Below are 21,010 nucleotides of genomic sequence, written 5' to 3'. Positions count from 1 at the left end.
GACTCCTGACTATAACGCGCGGTCAGGAGTCGGGGAAGGTTATTGACGTATCAACATGTACAGGCGGAATAAGTAGATCAGCAGCACGGCTGAAATCAGGTTGCTTATGGTATTCGCAATCACGGCCCCGGCTTCCGGCGACAGCGCGGCAAAGCTGGATGCCAGCAGCAGTAACGCCGTTTTGGCCGCCAGCCAGCCGACGACCGCAGGGGCAACAAGGCGCATGTTGGCCCACACCAGGCGCAGGCTGCTGCGCATAGAGCGGAAAATCCCGATTTTATCCTGTACCAGCATCACTGGCGCAAGCGAAAGCAGGATAGCCAGCAGCACGCCGGGCACAACCACAAGCATGATCCCGATTTGCACCAGCAACGTGGTCAGGAAGATCAGAATGAACATTTTTGGCAGCACGGGCGCAGAGGCACCAATCGCGCGCAGGGCGCTTACGCGCTGGCCTGCAGAAACGATTTGCATCAGCACCATCATGCTGGCCGCCAGAATAGCGTTGCCAATCAGGCCCGAAAACGTGGAGGCCGCAGACGCTTTCAGTAACACTTGCTGCTGTTCCAGCGACATATTCTGCACTAAATCAAACAGCCCGACGCTGCCCGCCAGGTTATCTCCCTCACTCAGAATCGCCATTTGTTCTTCGCTGGGCGAGAACGCGCGGCCAATAATCACCGAAATTAAGGCGCAAAGTAACGCAATCAGCAATATGGTAACAAACTGATTACGCAAAAAATTCCCCGTGTCACGGTATACGGAACCTGCCGTGATAGACATGCACTCTCCTTGATGTTGCTAGCGGTTATCAATCTGGGGGCAATTGTACCCTGGATGAAGCTGCCGTGGCACCACAAAGACTTTCTATAAGCGGTTGAATAGCGTCAGTTCCGTACAGGGGCACCAGGCCGTAGCGGGCTCGTGCCCGGTTGCAGGCATCGTTGGTGACGCCGTCTTCCCCGGACATCGCAAACTCGCGGCACGGCGAAGGACGATTTTCATAAATGCTGCATCTGACCCGCTGACCTGGCTCGCCCTCCAGCGCTACGCAGCGGCTGTTGCGCTGGTTAGTGCCGCTCATGCAGCGCAGAAAAGGGGTAACCGGCTCGGTTAAATGCGAAGGGACCAGGCCGCCGGCGTCGTCGGCTTCAGCCCAGTAGAAAGAGACACGAAAGTAAGCACAACAGGCACCACAAGTCATACAAGGGTTATCGCTCATCTTGCACCTGCAACTTCTGATTTCACGTTTCAACGGTTGAGGAGAACACCCAAATTAGCCAGGTCAGGGGTTTTTACAAGGGGTGGATGGGGAAGAATTTTCAGGATGTGATTATTAACAAAGTTGATCTGGTTTAGGTTTGTTGTTTTTCACTGCGCTACCAAAAATTAATCCAGATCATTGAATGTTAAATTAGAGGATAAAGTGTGATCGGTGTTAGATCACTTTGTACTTCTTTCTGAGTATATTCAGCCCGCTGTTAAAAACCATAACAAGGGAAGGGCTATGAAAAAACTCACACTGGCATTACTGGCGATGGGATGTCTGTCCGGTGCGGCGTCGGCGCATCAGGCGGGAGAATTCTTTATGCGCGCGGGGACCGCGACGGTTCGACCCACCGCGGGCTCGGATGACGTGCTCAAAATGGGCGGCTTTAAAGTTGATAACAATACGCAGCTGGGGCTGACCTTCGACTATATGGTCACCGATAACATCGGGATTGAGCTGCTGGCGGCGACGCCGTTTCGTCACAAGGTCGGGCTTGGGCCAACCGGTGATCTTGCCACCGTGCACCAGCTGCCACCTACGCTGATGGCGCAGTGGTACTTTGGCGATGCGGGTAGCAAAGTGCGGCCTTACGTGGGCGTCGGGGTAAACTACACCACTTTCTTTGATGCAAGCTTCAACGACACCGGCAAAAGCGCGGGCCTGAGCGATCTGAAAGTGAAAGATTCGTGGGGCGCTGCGGGTCAGGTCGGGCTGGATTATCTGGTGAACGAAGACTGGCTGCTGAACATGTCCGTCTGGTATATGGACATCGACACCACGGTGAAATTTAAAGCCGGGGAAGACCAGCAGAGCATCAAGACGCGCATCGACCCGTGGGTGTTTATGTTCTCTGCGGGCTACCGCTTCTAAAGGCTGTGATCGGGCTGGCCTTCAACGGGCCAGCCCGGTGAGGTTTATTCCTCCCGGAAGGGATTAATGGCTATCACTCCCGGTACCAATGCCGTGCCTTTAATCCAATCGTTCCGGCAGTTTGATCGTATAAAACAGAGTTATCAAAATAGGTGATAATCCCGCCGTTGATGGTGTTCAGGCTGTGTTTGGTCAGATTGACGATGTGATGGATGTAGCGTCCGCCGTCGTTAGTGACCTTAAAGTGCTGGCCAAACAGGCTGCCATCGGCCAGCCTGAGCGTGTAATGCACGGGCGTGCCCTCTGGCCATTTGTCCTGTGCCTGCGGATCGGCGCTGAAGTAAATAAAGCCTTCGGAGCCGCTATCAATGATGTTTTTCCCGCAGACTTTTTCCCCGGTATCAAGCCGTTCCAGGCAGCCATCGATCTCGCTATCTTTCCAGTAGTGATGTGTATCCCCCGGTTTTGGCGGCTGAGCCGATAATGCGATTTGTCTGAACCCGCTGGTTTCGGCATTCAGCGGGTTAATAATCAGCTTACCGGGCTCGCTGTCGTGCGGGCGAGGGAGAATCACTATCCAGCGCTCACCCAGTGCTAACAGGGGATTAGGCGCATTGTTACGGGTCATGCCGATCCCAAGAATAGCTTTGTAGCCAGCGCTAACGGGGTCGCCGCCCATACGAAATTGATCGATAGTCGCTTTGGAGGCAATGCAATGTGGCCGGATGGCATTGCACTGGGCGGATTCAACCAGCTGAATGACGGTTGGTATGTTCACGCCCTCAAACCCGACCTGCGTCCTGACAAGCTCACCATCCAGCTGCACGCCGCTGGAATATTGCACGTGTTCAGGCTTGTTGAGCCGCTCTACATTGTCGACGTTGAGTACGCCCGGCATCACGCGGAGGCCGACCGAACCGGTATCGAGCATGGTTTCCACCGGTTTACCGCCAATGGTCAGCGTCACGCTATAACGCAGGCCATCGTTGGCCATCAGTTTGGCATGAACGGGCACGACTATGCGGGGGAGTGCCTGGGCAAATGCCTTAGGTAAGCCGAGCGTGAAAGAGAATAATACGAAAGCAAAGCCGGTTGTGGTTCTGGAAATCTGCGAGAAAAGAGTGGTGTCAGGCACGATGTGCGATCCTGTGTATGCATAGCAAAATGTTTTTATTCTTATCGCTGACTGTCGCCAGCGTCAGAACGTGCTTTCCGCTCCAAATTTTTTGGTGTGAGTGCCAACCCGACAAAAGAGGGGTGACTGCTTTAGGGTCGTCTTCCTGCGATCCTCGTTTCCCAGAGGCGATAAAATACAAAGAGTAAAGTCGCAATGCATGCGGTTTTTGCTGTCAGCCGCTAAAAGAAGGCGGGGAGGATGAAAATGGTCTGGAGAAAGGCGCAGGCATAGCGGCCATCATATTGAAAATAATGAGTAATCAATAATTATATAAAACCACTATGCCTGATATTTAAGATACTTCTGGCGTACCCCTTACATTCTACTTACCCGCGCGTGGCGGCTTTCATGTTCTGCACGAACTGTTTCAGTTCGCTGAGCATTACTTCAGGCTGTGCCAGGTTCTTTTCGATGATTTTCACCACCGCAGAGCCTGAAATCGCGCCTGCAGCACCGGCGGCAATGGCATCGCGTACCTGAGACGGTTCGGAAATACCAAAGCCTTGCAGAGGCGGCGCGGCCTGATACTCACCCAGTTTCTCAATTAAATGATGCAGCGGAAGCTGAGCGCGCGTTTCGGTGCCGGTAACGCCTGCACGGGAAAGCAGGTAAGTGTAACCCCGGCCATGAGCCGAAATTTCGCGCAGCAGCGTTTCGTCGGCGTTTGGCGGGCAGATGAAAATAGGCGCGACGTTGTGGCGCATTGCGGCATGGCGGAATTCAGCGGACTCTTCCACCGGCACGTCGGCAACCAACACAGAATCCACGCCCACTTTGGCGCACAGCGCATAAAATTCGTCGATGCCACGGTTAAAGACCAGGTTGGCATACATCAGCAGACCAATCGGGATCTCCGGGTATTTTTGGCGGATCGTCGCCAGCATTTCAAAGCACTGGGTTGGCGTCACGTCAGAGGCGAAAGCCCGCAGCGCCGCGCCCTGGATGGTTGGGCCATCCGCCAGCGGATCGGAGAACGGAATGCCCAGCTCGAGCGCGTCCGCGCCGCCTTCAACCAGTGCATCAATAATTTTCAGCGAAAGCTCAGGGTTCGGGTCGCCCAGCGTCACAAAGGGAACGAATGCGCCTTCCTTGCGGGCCTGCAGCTGTTCAAACAGATGATGATAACGTTCCATTACATTTCCCCTCGTGCTTTCAGAATATCGTGGACGGTGAAGATGTCTTTGTCGCCGCGGCCAGAGAGGTTCACTACCAACAGCTGCTCTTTTTCAGGGTTCTCGCGCATCATTTTCAACGCATGGGCGAGGGCGTGGGAGGACTCCAGCGCAGGAATAATCCCTTCGCTGCGGCACAGTGCTTTAAAGGCATCCAGCGCTTCGTCATCGGTAATGGAGACGTAATCGGCGCGGCCGGTGCTGTTCAGGTACGCGTGCTGCGGCCCTACGGATGGGAAGTCCAGCCCGGCAGAAATAGAGTAAGACTCTTCGATTTGCCCTTCGTCGGTTTGCATCATTGGCGACTTCATACCGAAGTAGATCCCCACGCGGCCATGTTTCAGCGGCGCCCCGTGTTCGCCGGTTTCGATCCCGTGCCCGGCTGGCTCAACGCCAATCAGGCCCACGCTGGTTTCATCGATAAAGTCCGCAAACATGCCGATGGCGTTGGAACCACCGCCCACGCAGGCGATTACCGCGTCAGGCAGGCGACCTTCTTTTTCCAGAATCTGCGCTTTGGTTTCTTCGCCGATCATGCGCTGGAATTCACGCACGATGGTCGGGAACGGGTGCGGACCTGCGGCGGTGCCGAGCATGTAGTGCGCGGTTTCATAGCTTGCAGACCAGTCGCGCAGCGCCTCGTTACAGGCATCTTTCAGGGTGGATGAGCCGCTGTGCACCGGAATGACTTCGGCCCCCATCAGGCGCATACGGAAGACGTTTGGCGACTGGCGCTCGACGTCTTTGGCTCCCATATAAATACGGCATTTCAGGCCGAGCAGGGCGCTGGCGAGGGCAGAAGCTACGCCGTGCTGACCCGCGCCGGTTTCGGCGATGATTTCGGTTTTGCCCATACGCTTGGCAAGCAGCGCCTGGCCCAGCACCTGGTTAGTTTTGTGCGCGCCGCCGTGAAGCAGATCTTCACGCTTGAGGTACAGCGTGGTGTTGGTGCCTGCGGTAAGATTTTTGCATTTAGTCAGCGCCGTTGGACGGCCCGCGTAGTTCTTCAGCAGATCGGTAAACTCCGCCTGAAACTCAGCGTCACTTTGCGCCGCCACAAAAGCTTCTTCGAGCTGGCGCAAAGCAGGCATCAGGATCTGCGGCACGTACATCCCGCCAAATTCACCAAAATAAGGGTTCAGTAAAGTCATGGTATCTCTTCCTTAGTAAGCCCGCAGGGTCCGGAAGACCGCAGCCAGCTTGTTAGCATCTTTTATTCCTGGCGCACTTTCCACGCCAGAGTTGAAATCCAGTCCCGCGCAGCCGGCTTTAGCCGCTTCCACGCAGTTATCCGCTCCGAGGCCGCCCGCCAGAATCACGTTGTCCAGCTTTTGTCCGGCTAACAGTCGCCAGTCAAAGCTTTGCCCGGTGCCGCCCTGGCCGTTATCGAACACGTATTTGTCAACGTGCTGCAGATTCCGCTCAGGAAGCGTGTCGGCTACGCTCAACGCTTTCCAGATTTGTGTTTTCTCCGGCAGCAGCGCTCGCAGCTCAGTAATGTATGCCTGGGTTTCAGCGCCGTGAAGCTGAACTGCGCTCAGTGAGAACGTCTCTACTTTCTGCACAACTTCTGTTATCGGCGTATTTCTGAATACACCCACGTAACGAAGCGGGGCGGAGGCAATGACTGCAGCGGCTTTCTCATCGCTGACAAAACGCGGCGAAGTCGGGACGAAGATCAGGCCACCGTAAATAGCTCCGGCTTCCTGAGCCGCACGAGCATCTTCCCCCCGCGTCAGGCCGCAAACTTTGTTTTCACCCAGCAACACGCGGCGTACCGCGGCGTTCAGGTCATCCTCGCTCATCAGCGCGGAGCCAATCAGGAATCCGTTGGCGAAGTGGCTGAGTTCACGAACCTGAGCGTAATGATTAATGCCCGATTCGCTAATTACCGTGACGCCGTGGGTCAGACGCGGGGCCAGCTGGCGAGTGCGGTCCAGGTCAATGGACAGATCGCGCAGGTCGCGGTTGTTGATGCCGACCACTTTGGCCCCGAGCGCGATGGCGCGCTCCAGCTCTTCTTCGTTGCTAACTTCGGTCAGCACGCCCATGTTCAGGCTGTGGGCCACGGCGGCCAGTTGGCGATACTGTTCATCGTCCAGCACCGAGAGCATCAGCAGGCAGGCGTCCGCCTGGTAAAAGCGCGCCAGATGAATCTGGTAGGCGTCGATAATAAAGTCTTTGCACAGCACCGGCTGGCTGACAATGCCGCTGACGATCGGCAGAAAATCGAAGCTGCCCTGGAAGTATTTCTCGTCGGTCAGCACCGACACGGCAGAGGCATAATGCTTATAAACACCGGCGATATGAGCCGGGTCGAAGTCATCGCGGATCGTCCCTTTGGACGGGGATGCCTTTTTGCATTCAAGAATAAAGACGGTGCGGGCCCCCTGCAGCGCGTCATAGAAGTTCCGCGTGGCGGGCACAATCTCATTCTGGAAGCTCGCCAGTGGCTGCTGCTGTTTGCGGGCTTCGACCCACAGCGCTTTGTCAGCCACGATACGGTTTAAAACGGTCTCCTGCATTCCCTTATCCTCTTCCTGCGAGCGCGGTGACGCGGTCATATGCGGCCCCGCTGCGCAATACATCCAGCACTTTTTTGGCGTTAGCCTTCAAGTCTTCATGGCCGTGCAATCGCATCAGCATCGCAACGTTAGCCGCGACGGCAGACTCGTGCGCGGTCTCACCTTTACCTTGTAGCAGGCGAGTCAGAATGTCACGGTTTTCTTCCGGCGTGCCGCCCGCCAGTGCTTCCTGGTGATAGGCCGGAAGGTCGAAATCGGCGGCGGTCAGCTGGTAGCTTTTGATTTCACCCTGATTCAGTTCGGCGACCAGCGTCGGCGCATGGAGCGACACTTCATCCATGCCGCCGCTGTGAACCACAGCTGCGCGTTTATAGCCGAGGACGCGCAGGGTTTCAGCAATCGGCAGCACCAGTTCCGGGCTGTAGACGCCGATCAGCGCCAGCGGCGGATGCGCCGGGTTAATCAGTGGCCCCAAAACATTGAACAGGGTGCGCGTTTTCAACTGCTGGCGAACCGGCATCGCGTGGCGGAAACCGGTGTGGTACTTAGGCGCAAACAGGAAGCAAACGCCCAGCTCGTCCAGCGCTTTACGGGAAGCATCCGCGTTCATTTCCAGGTTGATGCCAAACGCTGCCAGCAGATCGGAGGAACCCGAACGGCTGGAAACGCTGCGGTTGCCGTGTTTGGCGACCTTTAGCCCGACCGCGGCGGCAACAAAGGCGCTGGCGGTGGAGATGTTAATGCTGTTGCTGCCGTCGCCGCCGGTGCCGACGATATCGGCAAACTCGTAGCTCGGGCTTGGGAACGGCGCGGCGTGCTCAAGCAGGGCAGATGCGGCGCCGGCAATTTCGTTCGGGTGTTCACCGCGCACCTTCATGCTGACCAGCGCGGCCGCCAGCTGTTCTGGCTTCAGCTCACCGCGAACGATGGCGGAAAACAGCTGGTGGCTCTCTTCGCGGCTCAGGGTTTGCGCCTGATAAAGCTTGTCGAGGATCGGCTGCAGCGTATTGGCCTGCTTCAGCTTCTGCAGCGCCCAGTCGAGGGTCTGCTCCAGCAGGCGAGCGCCGTGGCTGGTGAGAATGGATTCCGGGTGGAACTGGAAGCCCACAACCCGGTCAGCCTCGTGGCGAACCGCCATCACCATGCCGTCGAAATGCGCGTTGATGGTCAGGCCGGCAGGGATGTTGCTGCCCACCAGGGAGTGATAGCGCGCCACCGGCAGCGGGTTAGGCAGCCCGGCAAACATCGCTTCGCCGTCATGGGAGATAGAGGAGGCTTTGCCGTGCAGGATTTCGCCCGCCTGGCCGACGTAGCCGCCGTAAGCCTCCACAATGGCCTGGTGGCCGAGGCAAATGCCAATAATTGGCAGTTTACCGCGCATTCGTGTCAGTAATTCCGGCATGCAGCCCGCTTCGCTTGGGGCACCTGGCCCAGGGGACAGCATCAGCACCGGGTTATCCATGGTGGCCAGGCGTTCGATCAGCGTTTGTGCCGGGACGTGGTTACGGTAAATCACCACGTTGTGGCCGTTCGCGCGCAGCTGGTCCGCCAGGTTATAGGTGAATGAGTCGATATTATCGAGCAGCAGAATGTCAGCCATTAGAAAATCTCCTGGGCGTGATGCGCGGTAGCAATGGCGCGCAAAACAGCGCGGGCTTTGTTGCGGGTTTCGTCGGCTTCGGACTGCGGGTCTGAATCAAGGACAACGCCAGCGCCGGCCTGCACGGTGGCTATGCCGTCTTCGACGTAGGCTGAGCGGATGACGATGCAGGTATCGAGGTCGCCGTGGGCGGTGAAGTAACCCACCGCGCCGCCGTAGCTGCCGCGACGAACGCCTTCGGCCCCGGCAATCAGCTGCATCGCACGTACTTTCGGCGCGCCGCTCAGGGTGCCCATATTCATACAGGCGCGGTAGGCGTGCAGCACGTCCAGGTCGTGACGCAGCTCGCCGACAACACGGGAAACCAGATGCATCACGAAGGAGTAGCGGTCGACTTTGGTTAAATCCGCCACGTAGCGGCTGCCCGGCGTACAAATGCGGGCAAGATCGTTCCGCGCCAGGTCAACCAGCATCAGGTGTTCTGAGAGTTCTTTATGGTCGGTACGCATTTCCAGCTCGATGCGGCTGTCCAGGTCTCGATCCAGCGATCCGTCGGCGCGGCGGCCACGAGGGCGGGTGCCGGCAATCGGGTAGATCTCAATCTGGCGATTCGTCGCATCGTATTTGAGCGAGCTTTCCGGGGAAGCGCCGAACAGTGTGAAATCGTTGTCCTGCATAAAGAACATGTACGGGCTAGGGTTGCTCTTCTTCAGCGTCTGATAAGCCGCCAGCGGTGACGGGCAAGGCAGCGAGAAGCGGCGGGACGGCACAACCTGGAAAATTTCACCGATGCGAATGGCTTTTTGCATCTGGCGAACAACCGCCCCGAACTCTTCGTCGCTCTGATTGACATCGCAGCTCATGTGCTCAACTTTCTGCACCGGCAGGGCTGCAGGCTCTTCACTGATTTGCTGGCGCAGCTGTTCGGTGCGTTTATGCAGACGCTGTTTTTCGCTCACGGAAGGCGTAAAGAGGCTGGCCTGAATGCGGGTTTGTTTTTTCTGATGATCGATGGTCAATAAGGTTTCGGCCAGGTAGAAGCAGTAGTCCGGGCAGCGGTTGTCCTGTTTAAGCTGCGGCAGGTCCTCAAAACCGGCCACCAGGTCGTAGGCAAACAGACCGCCGAAGAACATCGCATGGCGTTCATCTGCGGGCACGCTCACCAGTTCCTGCATAATGCGGAATGCGTCAAAGACCGACAGCGAGCACAGGCGCGCGTCTTCATCTAATAACGTGCTGACCGTTGGGAAGCGAAGGGTGCGGCCATCCGGGAAGTGCTCGTTTTCGACACCAGCCGGCAGGGCGGCATCCAGCAGAGGCAGCAGGGAAGCGCCGTTAGCAGACAAGGCCTGTAAGGTGACGGTGTCACCTAAGGCCGTAATGCGCATGGCGCTATCGACCAGCAGCAGGCTTTTTAAGTCGTCTTTGCTGTCGATGTCTGCGGACTCCAGCAGCAGCGTCGCAGGGCGCGGACCGCACAGCTGGTGGAAAAGGGCCGTTGGGTTTTCACGGTAGGCAGCTTCGCTGCTCAGGAGTTCAAGTGCCGGTTTTTGTGTTTTCATTTTAGTTCTCAAATTTTGTTCAAAAAAAAGCCCGCATCGTTGGCGGGCCTGGTATCTGTGCTGTTAAACAGCGTACGCGATCGCACCGCCCGAGTTCAGGGAGTACGCCACCAACCGTGCAGGGAATTCATCGCTTTCATTTCAGATACCTCGTCATGTGAACTTGCGTACTAGTAAACTGGTTCGCGGCTGTATTGTCAATACTGATTTTTTAAAATAGCCGATTATCGTTATCATGGGCCGCTAAATTTCTGTTTATCCATTCTGGAGCCATTTTGAGCGAGCCCACCCTGGCCACGATCCACGATTTACACAGCCACACTACCGCCTCGGACGGCCTGTTGTCTCCTGAAGCTTTGGTTAATCGCGCCGTAGATATGCGCGTCACGGTACTTGCCATTACCGATCATGACACCGTGGCGGGTCTGCCTGCCGCAAGGGCTGAAATCCAGCGCCTGAATTTACCGCTACAGTTAATTAGCGGCGTTGAAATCTCCACCGTCTGGGAAAATCACGAAATCCATATCGTTGGCCTGGGTATTGATGAACAGCACCCGGCGCTGAAGCTTTTTCTTGAACAGCAAAGTGAACGCCGCAGCCAGCGCGCCGTAATGATTGCCGAACGTCTGGATAAAGCGCGTATTCCCGGTGCGCTGGAAGGGGCAATGCGTCACGCAGGCAGCGGGGCAATTACCCGCGGGCATTTCGCTCGTTTTCTGGTCGAGCAGGGCAAAGCCAGCAATATGGGCGATGTTTTCAAAAAGTATCTGGCTAAGGGGAAAACCGGATACGTTCCGCCCCAGTGGTGTACAATAGAACAAGCTATTGATGTGATTCATCATTCTGGCGGGCAGGCGGTGCTGGCGCATCCAGGGCGCTACGGCCTGACCGCAAAATGGCTAAAACGACTGCTGGCGCACTTTGCCGAACACGGTGGCGATGCCATGGAAGTTGCGCAGTGCCAGCAGGCTCCCAACGAACGTACACAGCTTGCGAGCTACGCTAAGCAGTTTAATCTGCTGGCGTCGCAGGGGTCTGATTTTCATCTACCCTGCGCGTGGATTGAACTGGGCCGTAAGCTGTGGCTACCGGCGGGCGTTGAGCCCGTCTGGCAGCACTGGGAGCAGAGCCGCATCGCTAAAGAGAGGGCAGTATGAGTCAGTTTTTTTATATCCACCCGGATAACCCGCAGCCGCGCCTGATTAATCAGGCCGTCGATATTATTCGTAAAGGCGGGGTCATTGTTTACCCTACCGATTCCGGCTATGCGCTGGGCTGCAAGATTGAAGATAAGGGCGCCATGGAGCGCATTTGCCGCATTCGTCAGCTCCCTGACGGCCACAACTTTACCCTGATGTGTCGGGATCTGTCGGAGCTGTCGACATACGCCTTCGTCGACAACGTGGCATTCCGTCTGATTAAAAACAACACGCCGGGGAATTACACCTTTATCCTGAAGGGCACCAAAGAGGTTCCCCGTCGCCTGCTGCAGGAAAAACGTAAAACTATCGGTTTGCGCGTGCCGTCAAATCCGATTGCGCTGGCGCTCCTTGAAGTGCTGAATGAGCCGATGCTGTCGACTTCGCTGATGCTACCGGGTAGCGAGTTTACCGAGTCCGATCCTGAAGAGATCAAAGATCGCCTCGAGAAAGTGGTGGATCTGGTTATCCACGGCGGCTATCTGGGGCAGCAGCCCACCACGGTTATCGATCTGACTGAAGACGCGCCGGTTGTTATGCGCGAGGGCGTCGGGGACGTTAAACCTTTCCTGTAAGGAAATCGCTATGGCCCGATTTAACATTGATGTTCTGGCTTCTCAATGCGGCGTGACGCCCGCCAATATTCGTAGCTGGCAGCGTTATGGGTTGATCAAGCCGCAGGTGGATGAGAACGGGCACCGTTTTTTTGATTTTACCCACTGTTCGCAGGTCGCCGCGATTGTCGGCTGGCTTGAGAAAGGGGTGGCTCTGTCGGATATGCTGGCGCTGCTGAAAGGCGAGAAAATGTCTCCGCCTTTCAGATGGCTCGACGTTCAGGAAGCCCTGCTGGCGCAGTGTGAGGCGATGCAGCCGGCGAAGTTGAGGGCGCTTATCTGGCGCTATGGCCGCGAAGTCCCGCCCGCTATTTTTATTGATGAGGTTATCCGCCCGCTGAGACTATGGCTTAACGCTGATGCACAGCAGGAACAGGCGATGAATAGCGCATTGCTTGATACGGCGCTGATTGAATATGCGACGTTCGTCCTGGCCAGCGGGCGCAAGCGGCCCGGCGGCAGTCTGTTTATTCTGGCACTTTCGCTAAAAGATCCCGTCGAGCTTTGGCTGGAAGGGATCCGTTTTGCCAGCGACGGTTTTTGCGTTGAGGTCCTTGACCGCGGCATTCCCTGCCCGGATCTTAGCCGTATTCATGCGGACCACATTATGATTTGGGCCGATAAGGCGCTGGATGCTAACCAACAGGCACAGTATCACCGCTGGCTGAAGAGCGGAATTCCTGTTTTTCTGGGAGGCAGTGAGGCCGCCAGAGGAAATAAAAATGTGGCTACTCCGCGCAATTGTGCTTCCGGCGAGCAAGCTGCACTGCTGGATACTCAGAGCCAGCGGTGAGCAAATCTGGAAACGGGTTTTCACTCCATTTACGTTAAAATTCGTGTAGTATGTGCGGCCACGATGCTGTCAGCGGTTTTCCTGCATTGCCGGGCAGCCATTCAAATTCGTATTTATACTTCATCAGGCCCATGCCTTTTGATTTCAAAGTATCTGAGACGCCTGTGAAGGCGACACCCGAGGAAGCTCAATGAGCGAAAAGTTACAAAAAGTGCTGGCTCGCGCTGGCCATGGTTCCCGTCGTGAGATTGAAACCATTATCTCTGCAGGCCGCGTAAGCGTTGACGGTAAAATTGCCACGCTGGGCGATCGCGTTGAAATTACCCAGTCGCTTAAAATCCGCATCGATGGTCATTTGATCTCCATCCGTGAATCAGCGGAACAGATCTGCCGCGTGCTGGCCTATTACAAGCCGGAAGGTGAGCTCTGTACCCGCAGCGACCCGGAAGGGCGCCCAACCGTTTTTGACCGTTTACCAAAGCTGCGCGGTGCACGTTGGATTGCCGTTGGGCGTCTGGACGTGAATACCTGTGGTTTACTGCTGTTCACCACCGACGGGGAGCTGGCAAATCGCCTGATGCACCCAAGCCGTGAAGTGGAGCGTGAATACTCCGTACGCGTGTTTGGCCAGGTGGATGACGACAAAGTAAGACAACTGTCTCGTGGCGTACAGCTTGAAGATGGCCCGGCGGCGTTCAAAACCATCAAGTTCACCGGCGGGGAAGGCATTAACCAGTGGTATAACGTGACCCTGACCGAAGGCCGTAACCGTGAGGTTCGTCGCCTGTGGGAAGCTGTCGGTGTTCAGGTGAGCCGCCTTATTCGCGTGCGTTACGGTGACATTAAGCTACCGAAAGGCCTTCCGCGCGGGGGCTATACCGAGCTTGACCTGGCGCAGACAAACTACCTGCGTACGCTGGTGGAACTGCCGGAAGAAACCAGCAGTAAAGTGGCGGTAGAAAAAGATCGCCGCCGCATGAAAGCGAACCAGATTCGTCGTGCCGTGAAGCGTCACACCCAAGTGACCGGCGGCAACCGCCGCGCCAGCAGCAGCCGTAATAACGGCAGCGGCAGCTAAATCTTAACCCCTCTTTTGAGGGGTTTTTTTATTAGTAATCAATACCCATCTGCGCCTTCACCCCGGCGTCAAACGCATGCTTAACCGGGCGGAGTTCGCTCACCGTGTCGGCCATGTCCAGAATATCGCGGTGGCACCCGCGGCCAGTCACAATCACTGTCTGATTCGCCGGGCGGTTAGCCAGCGCGATTAAGATGTCTTCCAGCGGCAGATAATCATAGGCCACCATGTAGGTCAGCTCGTCGAGGATCACCATATCCAGCCTGGCGTCTGCCAGCATCCGTTTGCCGTGCTCCCACACCGCAAGACAGGCGGCGGTATCCGTTTCCCGGTTTTGCGTTTCCCAGGTAAAGCCTGTCGCCATCACCTGAAACTCAACCCCGTGTGGCTCCAGCAGATTACGTTCGCCGTTCGGCCACTGGCCCTTGATAAACTGAATGACGCCGACTTTTTTGCCGTGGCCTACGGCGCGGGTAGCGGTGCCGAATGCGGCGGTTGTTTTACCTTTCCCGTTGCCGGTGAAGACTATCAGGATCCCGCGCTCCTGCTGGGCTTCTGCAATGCGCGCATCAACCTTTTCTTTCTGGCGCTGTTGGCGCTGCTGATAAAGCTCTTCGCTCATTCTGAAATCCCCGGTTTACGGTTAGGCTGGGCATCAAAACTCATGCCGGTCTTACGGCGGCTGTCGTCGCCCATCAGCCAGAGATAAAGCGGCATTAAATCCCGGGGCGTTTTCAGTTTAGCCGGATCTTCCGTGGGGAAGGCGCTGGCGCGCATTGCGGTGCGAGTACCGCCTGGGTTGATGCAGTTTACGCGCAGGTTGTGCTGCTTATACTCCTCCGCCAGCACCTGCATCATGCCTTCCGTCGCAAACTTCGAGGCGGCGTAAGCGCCCCAGCCAGCGCGGCCCTGGCGACCCACGCTTGAGGTGGTGAACACCAGAGAGCCAGATTCGGATTTAAGTAATAAAGGAAGCAAAGCCTGAGTCAGGAAAAAGGTCGCATTGACGTTCACCTGCATGACGGCCTGCCAGGTGTTGGGATCCTGCTTGTCCATCGACACGACATCGCCAAGAATACCGGCATTATGCAGAACGCCATCCAGGCGAGGGACCAGTGTGGCGAGCTTGTTTGCCAGCGCATGGCAATCTGCAGAGGTGGCGGTAGCCAGGTCGAGCGTGAACCAGTGCGCGGGGAGCAAACCGTGAGACTGGATCTCACCGGCGACGGCGCGGAGCTTTTGCTCATTGCGCCCCAGTAAAATGACCGAGGCACCAAAGCGAGCGTAGGTGAGTGCGGCGACACGGCCGATGCCATCGCTGGCACCGGTCACTAAAATAATGCGATTTTTCAGTAAATTATCTTGCGGCTGATAGTGCACGGCTTTACTCCTCGCGTGATGCAATATGCTCACGTCTTATTTCTCGTTAAGTTACCTGGCTTTATGCCTTAAAGACGGGCGTATTTCAATCAGTCAGCCGGAGACAATGCTAAGGATTAACATTTTGCAAAAATTTCCCCGAGCCAAATCTTTTAAGGATGCCCTCATGCTGCCTTTATAGTTACTTACAGACGAACGTGTGCCTGCTCGGGTACACTGCTGAGATTAACAATGCTTGGTGATAAAGGCGGTAAATGTGGATCTGATTGCTGACTATGGACTTTTTTTGGCTAAAGCGGTGACCATCGTGGTGGCAATTGGTGCCATTGCACTTATCCTGGTGAACGTTGCGCAACGTAAGAAACAGGGCCGGGGTGAACTAAGGCTGACGAATCTGAGCGAGCAGTATCAGGATGTACAGCAGGAGATGCAGGTCGCTATGCTCGACCCGCATCAGCAGAAGCTGTGGCTTAAAGAAGAAAAGAAAAAGCTTAAGCTCGAAGCGAAGCAGGCAAAGGCGCGGGCTAAACGTGGCGAAAAGGCCAGTTCAGGCAAGCCGACGCTTTACGTCCTCGACTTTAAAGGCAGCATGGATGCCCACGAGGTCAGCTCGCTCCGTGAAGAAATTACCGCCGTGCTATCGGTAGTTAAACCCAAGGATGAAGTTTTGCTGCGCCTGGAAAGCCCTGGCGGAGTGGTTCATGGCTACGGGCTAGCGGCATCACAGCTCCAGCGCTTGCGGGACAAAGCCGTGCCTTTAACCATTGCGGTGGATAAAGTGGCGGCCAGCGGCGGCTATATGATGGCGTGTGTGGCCCAGCGCATTGTGGCCGCGCCCTTCTCGATCATCGGCTCGATTGGCGTTGTCGCGCAAATCCCTAACTTCCATCGCCTGCTTAAGCGCAATGACATCGACGTGGAGCTGCACACCGCGGGGCAGTACAAGCGCACGCTGACCCTGCTGGGTGAGAACACTGAGCAGGGGCGTGAGAAGTTCAGGGAAGATCTCAACGAAACGCATCACCTGTTCAAACAGTTTGTCAGCAGCATGCGTCCGGGCCTTGATATTGAATCAGTGGCTACGGGCGAGCACTGGTACGGTACCCAGGCGAAAGAAAAAGGTCTGGTTGATGACGTGGCGACCAGCGACGATCTGCTGCTGGGGATGATGAAAGATTTTGACGCTATTAATGTACGTTATTTGCAGCGTAAAAAAATGATGGACCGCTTCACCGGTAGCGCGGCGAATAGCTTAGATCGCCTGCTGTTGCGCTGGTGGCAGCGTGGTGAAAAACCACTGCTGTAAAGCAAAAAAGCGAGGCGTTTAAGCCTCGCTTTTCGTTTAGCCCTGCAGCGTATACTTTTCTGACAGGACGTGGGCCAGGTGTTTAAACATATTAAACACCGCCGTACTCTTCGGCGTGGGCAAACCTTGTTCGTCCAGGAAGTATTCTCCACTAAAGACCAGCACGCCGTTTTTTTGCTCCACGCCGGTGGCTTCCATTCCGTGCAGGAAATCCTCATGTTCACGAATGATTTTGTTCGCCTCTGCGAGGAGGGATTCGCGGTCAATAGGCTGAGTTGTCTCTTGCATGATGTTCTCCTTAAAAAACTGGCGCTAGTTTACGTCCGCTTGAGGGAAAAGGGCAAATTTTCCCTGTAAACCCTGTGGCCTTAAAAAAGTTAACCGTGCTGGCGGGATCCGGTATTGCATGCTAATAAAGTTGCGTAACATATTTTATCAGGTAGAGTGTGACGCTTTCGCAAATCTGGCAACAGAATTGCTTGACATTCGACCAAACTTCCGTCGTGCTATGCCACTTGTTTGAGACTTTAGGCCTTCAATACCCGACGAGTGAGCCGTGGGTGTTGCAGGTTATTGAAAAAAAGAGTTGATCTCCTTCTACGCTGCCGCAATATAAAAAAGCGCGTCGCCAGTGGAAGGTGAAAATTTGCGACGTATTCCTGGAAGAATTAAATAGGTAAAGGTGAAAATGGGTAAAGCTCTCGTTATCGTTGAGTCCCCGGCAAAAGCCAAAACGATCAACAAATATCTCGGAAACGACTACGTGGTGAAGTCCAGCGTCGGTCATATCCGTGATTTGCCGACCAGTGGATCAACCACCAAGAAGAGCGCTGACTCTACCGCCGCCAAAGGGGCCAAAAAGGTCAAAAAGGATGAACGCGGAGCGCTCGTCAACCGTATGGGTGTCGATCCCTGGCATGACTGGGATGCTCATTACGAAGTGCTGCCTGGCAAGGAGAAAGTGGTCTCCGAGCTGAAATCACTGGCAGAAAAAGCAGACCACATCTATCTCGCAACCGACCTTGACCGCGAAGGGGAAGCCATTGCCTGGCACCTGCGGGAAGTTATCGGTGGCGACGACACCCGCTACAGCCGCGTGGTGTTTAATGAAATCACCAAGAATGCGATTCGTCAGGCGTTTGAAAAGCCCGGTGAACTGAATATTGACCGTGTGAATGCCCAGCAGGCGCGCCGTTTTATGGACCGCGTTGTGGGCTATATGGTGTCTCCGCTGCTGTGGAAAAAAATTGCGCGTGGCCTGTCTGCCGGGCGCGTTCAGTCCGTGGCCGTTCGCCTGGTGGTTGAGCGTGAACGCGAAATTAAAGCGTTCGTCCCGGAAGAGTATTGGGAAATCGATGCCAACCTGTCGACGCCGAAGGGCGATGCGCTGCCGGTACAGGTGAGTCACCATAAAGACAAACCGTTCCGTCCGGTTAACCGCGAGCAGACCATGGCGGCCGTTAGCCTGCTTGAAAAAGCGCGTTACACCGTTCTGGATCGTGAAGACAAGCCGACCAGCAGCAAACCGGGGGCGCCGTTCATCACTTCCACACTGCAGCAGGCTGCCAGCACCCGCCTTGGCTTCGGCGTGAAGAAAACCATGATGATGGCGCAGCGTCTTTACGAAGCGGGTCACATTACCTATATGCGTACTGACTCTACTAACCTGAGCCAGGACGCGGTGAGAATGGTACGCGGCTACATCGAAGAAAACTTCGGTAAGAAATACCTGCCGGCGGATGCCAATCAATACGCCAGCAAGGATAACTCTCAGGAAGCGCACGAAGCGATTCGTCCTTCTGACGTGGCCGTGCAGGCGGAAGCCTTAAAAGACATGGAGGCGGATGCCCAGAAGCTTTATCAGCTGATCTGGCGCCAGTTCGTCGCCTGCCAGATGACGCCAGCGAAATACGACTCCACCACGCTGACGGTGGAAGCCGGTGAGTACCGTCTGAAGGCGCGTGGCCGCACGCTGCGCTTTGATGGCTGGACGAAAGTGATGCCTGCGCTGCGCAAGGGGGATGAAGATCGCACCTTACCGGCGGTGAATCCGGGCGAATCTTTGACGCTGGTTGAACTGCTTCCAGCCCAGCACTTTACCAAGCCGCCTGCGCGTTTCAGCGAAGCGTCGCTGGTGAAAGAGCTGGAAAAACGCGGAATTGGCCGCCCGTCTACCTATGCCTCTATCATTTCAACCATTCAGGATCGTGGCTACGTGCGCGTTGAGAACCGCCGTTTCTACGCCGAAAAAATGGGTGAAATTGTTACCGATCGTCTGGAAGAGAACTTCCGCGAGCTGATGAATTACGACTTCACGGCGCAAATGGAAAACAGTCTTGACCAGGTGGCCAATAACCAGGCCGAGTGGAAAGGCGTGCTGGACAACTTCTTCACTGATTTTAGCGGCCAGCTTGAGAAAGCGGAGCAGGATCCGGAAGAAGGCGGTATGCGTCCGAACCAGATGGTTCTGACCAGCATCGACTGCCCAACCTGCGGCCGTAAAATGGGGATCCGTACCGCGAGTACCGGCGTGTTCCTCGGCTGTTCTGGCTATGCGTTACCGCCGAAAGAGCGCTGCAAAACCACCATCAACCTGGTGCCGGAGAACGAAGTTCTTAACGTGCTGGAAGGTGACGATGCGGAAACTAACGCCCTGCGTGCCAAGCGTCGCTGCCAGAAGTGCGGCACGGCGATGGACAGCTACCTTATCGATCCGAAGCGTAAGCTGCACGTGTGTGGCAATAACCCGACCTGTGACGGCTACGAAATCGAAGAGGGTGAATTCCGCATCAAGGGGTATGACGGCCCAATCGTTGAGTGTGAGAAATGTGGCTCCGAAATGCACCTGAAAATGGGGCGTTTTGGCAAGTACATGGCTTGTACTAATGACGAGTGTAAAAATACCCGTAAGATCCTGCGTAACGGCGAAGTAGCGCCACCGAAGGAAGATCCGGTGCCGCTGCCAGAGTTGCCGTGTGAGAAGTCTGACGCGTATTTCGTGCTGCGTGATGGCGCCGCTGGCGTCTTCCTGGCCGCGAACACGTTCCCGAAATCTCGTGAAACGCGCGCCCCGCTGGTTGAAGAGCTGCATCGCTTCCGCGATCGCCTGCCGGAGAAGCTGCGCTATCTGGCCGACGCTCCTCAGGAAGATCCAGAGGGGAATAAAGCGTTCGTTCGCTTTAGTCGTAAAACGAAGCAGCAGTACGTGGCTTCTGATAAAGACGGTAAAGCGACCGGCTGGTCAGCTTTCTTCGTTGACGGCAAATGGGTCGTTGGTAAGAAATAATTCTGCCTGAACCTGTGAAAACCGGAGCCTGTCTCCGGTTTTTTTATGGCGCCTTATATAACTCGTTTATTATCTTTTTATCCCATCTATACAAAGTAGCTATAACTGATATAGTGAGTAAAGCAATGTCAATTTTCGTTTTTTCTGCGTCTTAACCCCGCCCATTGCGCCGGGGCCTTTGACCCTGGACGGTAAGCTATGAAATTACAGCAGCTGCGTTATATCGTTGAAGTCGTAAACCACAATCTTAATGTCTCTTCTACGGCGGAAGGGCTCTATACCTCTCAGCCGGGGATCAGTAAGCAAGTTCGTATGCTGGAAGACGAACTGGGAATACAAATATTTGCCCGAAGCGGAAAACACCTGACCCAGGTTACGCCAGCGGGGCAGGAAATTATCCGTATCGCCCGTGAAGTGCTGTCGAAAGTCGACGCCATCAAATCCGTTGCCGGAGAACACACCTGGCCTGACAAAGGCTCGCTCTATGTGGCGACAACCCACACACAGGCCCGTTATGCGCTGCCTGGCGTGATTAAAGGCTTTATTGAGCGTTATCCTCGGGTTTCACTGCATATGCATCAGGGCTCGCCGACGCAGATTGCAGAGGCGGTTTCCAAAGGCAATGCCGATTTTGCTATCGCCACCGAAGCGCTTCATCTTTACGATGACCTGGTGATGCTGCCTTGCTACCACTGGAACCGCTCCATTGTGGTTACGCCCGATCACCCATTGGCTTCGAAAGAGTCGGTTAGCATCGAAGAGTTGGCGCAGTATCCGCTGGTCACCTACACCTTTGGTTTTACCGGCCGTTCCGAGTTGGACACTGCTTTTAACCGCGCAGGGTTAACGCCGCGAATCGTCTTTACCGCCACCGATGCCGATGTGATTAAAACCTATGTTCGCCTGGGACTCGGAGTAGGGGTCATTGCTAGCATGGCGGTAGATCCGATTTCAGACCCGGATTTAGTCCGTATCGAAGCCCAGGGCGTATTTAGCCACAGCACGACGAAAATAGGTTTCCGTCGCAGCACTTTCCTGCGCAGTTATATGTATGATTTTATTCAGCGTTTTGCGCCACATTTAACCCGTGACGTGGTGGATACCGCCGTGGCATTACGCTCGAACGAAGATATTGAAGCGATGTTTAAAGATATAAAATTACCCGCCAAATAATTCCC

The 21,010-nt window shown here is 55.5% G+C and carries 19 protein-coding genes and 1 other annotated feature; of the genes, 8 read left to right on the top strand and 11 right to left on the bottom strand.

What is annotated here, in order from left to right:
- Window positions 1–39 precede the first annotated feature (39 nt).
- Together AAIE02_RS08215 and AAIE02_RS08210 are read right to left on the bottom strand one after the other, a co-directional pair.
- Window positions 40–783: a YciC family protein gene (locus tag AAIE02_RS08215; protein WP_166992054.1), complete on the bottom strand. Its 744-nt coding sequence runs from the start codon at window positions 781–783 to the stop codon at window positions 40–42.
- 28 nt (window positions 784–811) lie between these two features.
- Window positions 812–1,222 (bottom strand): YkgJ family cysteine cluster protein, encoded by a 411-nt coding sequence (locus tag AAIE02_RS08210; protein WP_336707320.1) that lies wholly within the window; start codon window positions 1,220–1,222, stop codon window positions 812–814.
- A gap of 285 nt (window positions 1,223–1,507) precedes the next feature.
- Between AAIE02_RS08210 and ompW the strand changes: the two genes are divergently transcribed.
- Window positions 1,508–2,140: an outer membrane protein OmpW gene (ompW, locus tag AAIE02_RS08205; protein WP_008454288.1), complete on the top strand. Its 633-nt coding sequence runs from the start codon at window positions 1,508–1,510 to the stop codon at window positions 2,138–2,140.
- 73 nt (window positions 2,141–2,213) lie between these two features.
- Here the strand turns inward: ompW and AAIE02_RS08200 are convergent, their stop codons facing one another.
- The 6 genes from AAIE02_RS08200 to AAIE02_RS08175 form a co-directional block, all read right to left on the bottom strand.
- On the bottom strand, window positions 2,214–3,275 hold the full coding sequence (locus tag AAIE02_RS08200; protein ID WP_498532342.1) for a hypothetical protein: 1,062 nt from the start codon (window positions 3,273–3,275) through the stop codon (window positions 2,214–2,216).
- Window positions 3,276–3,643: 368 nt separating this feature from the next.
- Window positions 3,644–4,450 carry a tryptophan synthase subunit alpha gene (gene trpA, locus AAIE02_RS08195; protein ID WP_039294104.1) on the bottom strand — a complete coding sequence of 269 codons (807 nt, stop codon included), beginning with the start codon at window positions 4,448–4,450 and terminating at the stop codon, window positions 3,644–3,646.
- Window positions 4,450–5,640, bottom strand: coding sequence for a tryptophan synthase subunit beta (gene trpB, locus AAIE02_RS08190; RefSeq protein WP_008454293.1), 1,191 nt, complete (start codon window positions 5,638–5,640; stop codon window positions 4,450–4,452). The genes trpA and trpB overlap by 1 nt, the downstream gene beginning before the upstream one ends.
- Before the next feature lie 12 nt (window positions 5,641–5,652).
- On the bottom strand, window positions 5,653–7,014 hold the full coding sequence (trpCF, locus tag AAIE02_RS08185; protein ID WP_336707317.1) for a bifunctional indole-3-glycerol-phosphate synthase TrpC/phosphoribosylanthranilate isomerase TrpF: 1,362 nt from the start codon (window positions 7,012–7,014) through the stop codon (window positions 5,653–5,655).
- 4 nt (window positions 7,015–7,018) lie between these two features.
- On the bottom strand, window positions 7,019–8,614 hold the full coding sequence (gene trpD, locus AAIE02_RS08180; RefSeq protein WP_166992071.1) for a bifunctional anthranilate synthase glutamate amidotransferase component TrpG/anthranilate phosphoribosyltransferase TrpD: 1,596 nt from the start codon (window positions 8,612–8,614) through the stop codon (window positions 7,019–7,021).
- A complete protein-coding gene (locus tag AAIE02_RS08175) occupies window positions 8,614–10,176 on the bottom strand; it encodes an anthranilate synthase component 1 (RefSeq protein WP_498532341.1) in 1,563 nt (520 codons plus the stop codon). Before AAIE02_RS08175 ends, trpD begins: the two co-directional genes overlap by 1 nt.
- 21 nt (window positions 10,177–10,197) lie before the next feature.
- Window positions 10,198–10,295 (bottom strand) — a sequence feature (Trp leader region).
- Between the two features lie 138 nt (window positions 10,296–10,433).
- On the opposite strand from AAIE02_RS08175, the gene rnm reads away from it, so the two are divergent.
- The 4 genes from rnm to rluB all read left to right on the top strand — a co-directional run bounded on the left by rnm (window position 10,434) and on the right by rluB (window position 13,860).
- Window positions 10,434–11,333 carry an RNase RNM gene (gene rnm / locus AAIE02_RS08170; protein WP_442892758.1) on the top strand — a complete coding sequence of 300 codons (900 nt, stop codon included), beginning with the start codon at window positions 10,434–10,436 and terminating at the stop codon, window positions 11,331–11,333.
- Window positions 11,330–11,950 carry an L-threonylcarbamoyladenylate synthase gene (locus tag AAIE02_RS08165; protein WP_008461305.1) on the top strand — a complete coding sequence of 207 codons (621 nt, stop codon included), beginning with the start codon at window positions 11,330–11,332 and terminating at the stop codon, window positions 11,948–11,950. Before rnm ends, AAIE02_RS08165 begins: the two co-directional genes overlap by 4 nt.
- A gap of 10 nt (window positions 11,951–11,960) precedes the next feature.
- Window positions 11,961–12,782 (top strand): MerR family transcriptional regulator, encoded by an 822-nt coding sequence (locus AAIE02_RS08160; RefSeq protein WP_008461307.1) that lies wholly within the window; start codon window positions 11,961–11,963, stop codon window positions 12,780–12,782.
- A gap of 190 nt (window positions 12,783–12,972) precedes the next feature.
- Complete coding sequence (gene rluB, locus AAIE02_RS08155) at window positions 12,973–13,860, top strand: 23S rRNA pseudouridine(2605) synthase RluB (protein ID WP_008461308.1); 888 nt, start codon at window positions 12,973–12,975, stop codon at window positions 13,858–13,860.
- 31 nt (window positions 13,861–13,891) lie between these two features.
- On the opposite strand, the gene cobO is transcribed toward rluB, so the two are convergent.
- Both cobO and AAIE02_RS08145 read right to left on the bottom strand, forming a co-directional pair.
- Entirely contained in the window at window positions 13,892–14,482 is a 591-nt protein-coding gene (cobO, locus tag AAIE02_RS08150; RefSeq protein ID WP_498532340.1) for a cob(I)yrinic acid a,c-diamide adenosyltransferase, read from the bottom strand.
- Window positions 14,479–15,240, bottom strand: coding sequence for a YciK family oxidoreductase (locus AAIE02_RS08145; protein WP_498532339.1), 762 nt, complete (start codon window positions 15,238–15,240; stop codon window positions 14,479–14,481). The genes cobO and AAIE02_RS08145 overlap by 4 nt, the downstream gene beginning before the upstream one ends.
- A 256-nt stretch (window positions 15,241–15,496) precedes the next feature.
- Between AAIE02_RS08145 and sohB the strand changes: the two genes are divergently transcribed.
- Entirely contained in the window at window positions 15,497–16,546 is a 1,050-nt protein-coding gene (gene sohB / locus AAIE02_RS08140) for a protease SohB (protein WP_008461314.1), read from the top strand.
- A gap of 36 nt (window positions 16,547–16,582) precedes the next feature.
- Here sohB and AAIE02_RS08135 read toward each other — a convergent pair whose 3' ends face one another.
- Entirely contained in the window at window positions 16,583–16,834 is a 252-nt protein-coding gene (locus AAIE02_RS08135; RefSeq protein WP_008461316.1) for a YciN family protein, read from the bottom strand.
- Window positions 16,835–17,234: 400 nt separating this feature from the next.
- Between AAIE02_RS08135 and topA the strand changes: the two genes are divergently transcribed.
- Complete coding sequence (gene topA, locus AAIE02_RS08130; protein ID WP_498532338.1) at window positions 17,235–19,832, top strand: type I DNA topoisomerase; 2,598 nt, start codon at window positions 17,235–17,237, stop codon at window positions 19,830–19,832.
- Between the two features lie 198 nt (window positions 19,833–20,030).
- Window positions 20,031–21,005 carry an HTH-type transcriptional regulator CysB gene (cysB, locus tag AAIE02_RS08125; RefSeq protein ID WP_008461319.1) on the top strand — a complete coding sequence of 325 codons (975 nt, stop codon included), beginning with the start codon at window positions 20,031–20,033 and terminating at the stop codon, window positions 21,003–21,005.
- Window positions 21,006–21,010: the final 5 nt, after the last annotated feature.

Source organism: Cedecea sp. Ae19-4, from assembly GCF_059801165.1.
The sequence above is the reverse complement of the archived record's forward strand: the minus strand, read 5'-3'. Positions and strand labels throughout refer to the sequence as shown.

Coding starts and splice junctions, on each gene's coding strand:
- AAIE02_RS08175 (WP_498532341.1), bottom strand. CDS start 10,176: ATGAAAACACAAAAACCGGCACTTGAACTCCTGAGCAGCGAAGCTGCC.
- rluB (WP_008461308.1), top strand. CDS start 12,973: ATGAGCGAAAAGTTACAAAAAGTGCTGGCTCGCGCTGGCCATGGTTCC.
- trpA (WP_039294104.1), bottom strand. CDS start 4,450: ATGGAACGTTATCATCATCTGTTTGAACAGCTGCAGGCCCGCAAGGAA.
- trpB (WP_008454293.1), bottom strand. CDS start 5,640: ATGACTTTACTGAACCCTTATTTTGGTGAATTTGGCGGGATGTACGTG.
- AAIE02_RS08165 (WP_008461305.1), top strand. CDS start 11,330: ATGAGTCAGTTTTTTTATATCCACCCGGATAACCCGCAGCCGCGCCTG.
- trpD (WP_166992071.1), bottom strand. CDS start 8,614: ATGGCTGACATTCTGCTGCTCGATAATATCGACTCATTCACCTATAAC.
- topA (WP_498532338.1), top strand. CDS start 17,235: ATGGGTAAAGCTCTCGTTATCGTTGAGTCCCCGGCAAAAGCCAAAACG.
- cobO (WP_498532340.1), bottom strand. CDS start 14,482: ATGAGCGAAGAGCTTTATCAGCAGCGCCAACAGCGCCAGAAAGAAAAG.
- AAIE02_RS08210 (WP_336707320.1), bottom strand. CDS start 1,222: ATGAGCGATAACCCTTGTATGACTTGTGGTGCCTGTTGTGCTTACTTT.
- trpCF (WP_336707317.1), bottom strand. CDS start 7,014: ATGCAGGAGACCGTTTTAAACCGTATCGTGGCTGACAAAGCGCTGTGG.
- ompW (WP_008454288.1), top strand. CDS start 1,508: ATGAAAAAACTCACACTGGCATTACTGGCGATGGGATGTCTGTCCGGT.
- AAIE02_RS08135 (WP_008461316.1), bottom strand. CDS start 16,834: ATGCAAGAGACAACTCAGCCTATTGACCGCGAATCCCTCCTCGCAGAG.
- AAIE02_RS08160 (WP_008461307.1), top strand. CDS start 11,961: ATGGCCCGATTTAACATTGATGTTCTGGCTTCTCAATGCGGCGTGACG.
- cysB (WP_008461319.1), top strand. CDS start 20,031: ATGAAATTACAGCAGCTGCGTTATATCGTTGAAGTCGTAAACCACAAT.
- AAIE02_RS08215 (WP_166992054.1), bottom strand. CDS start 783: ATGTCTATCACGGCAGGTTCCGTATACCGTGACACGGGGAATTTTTTG.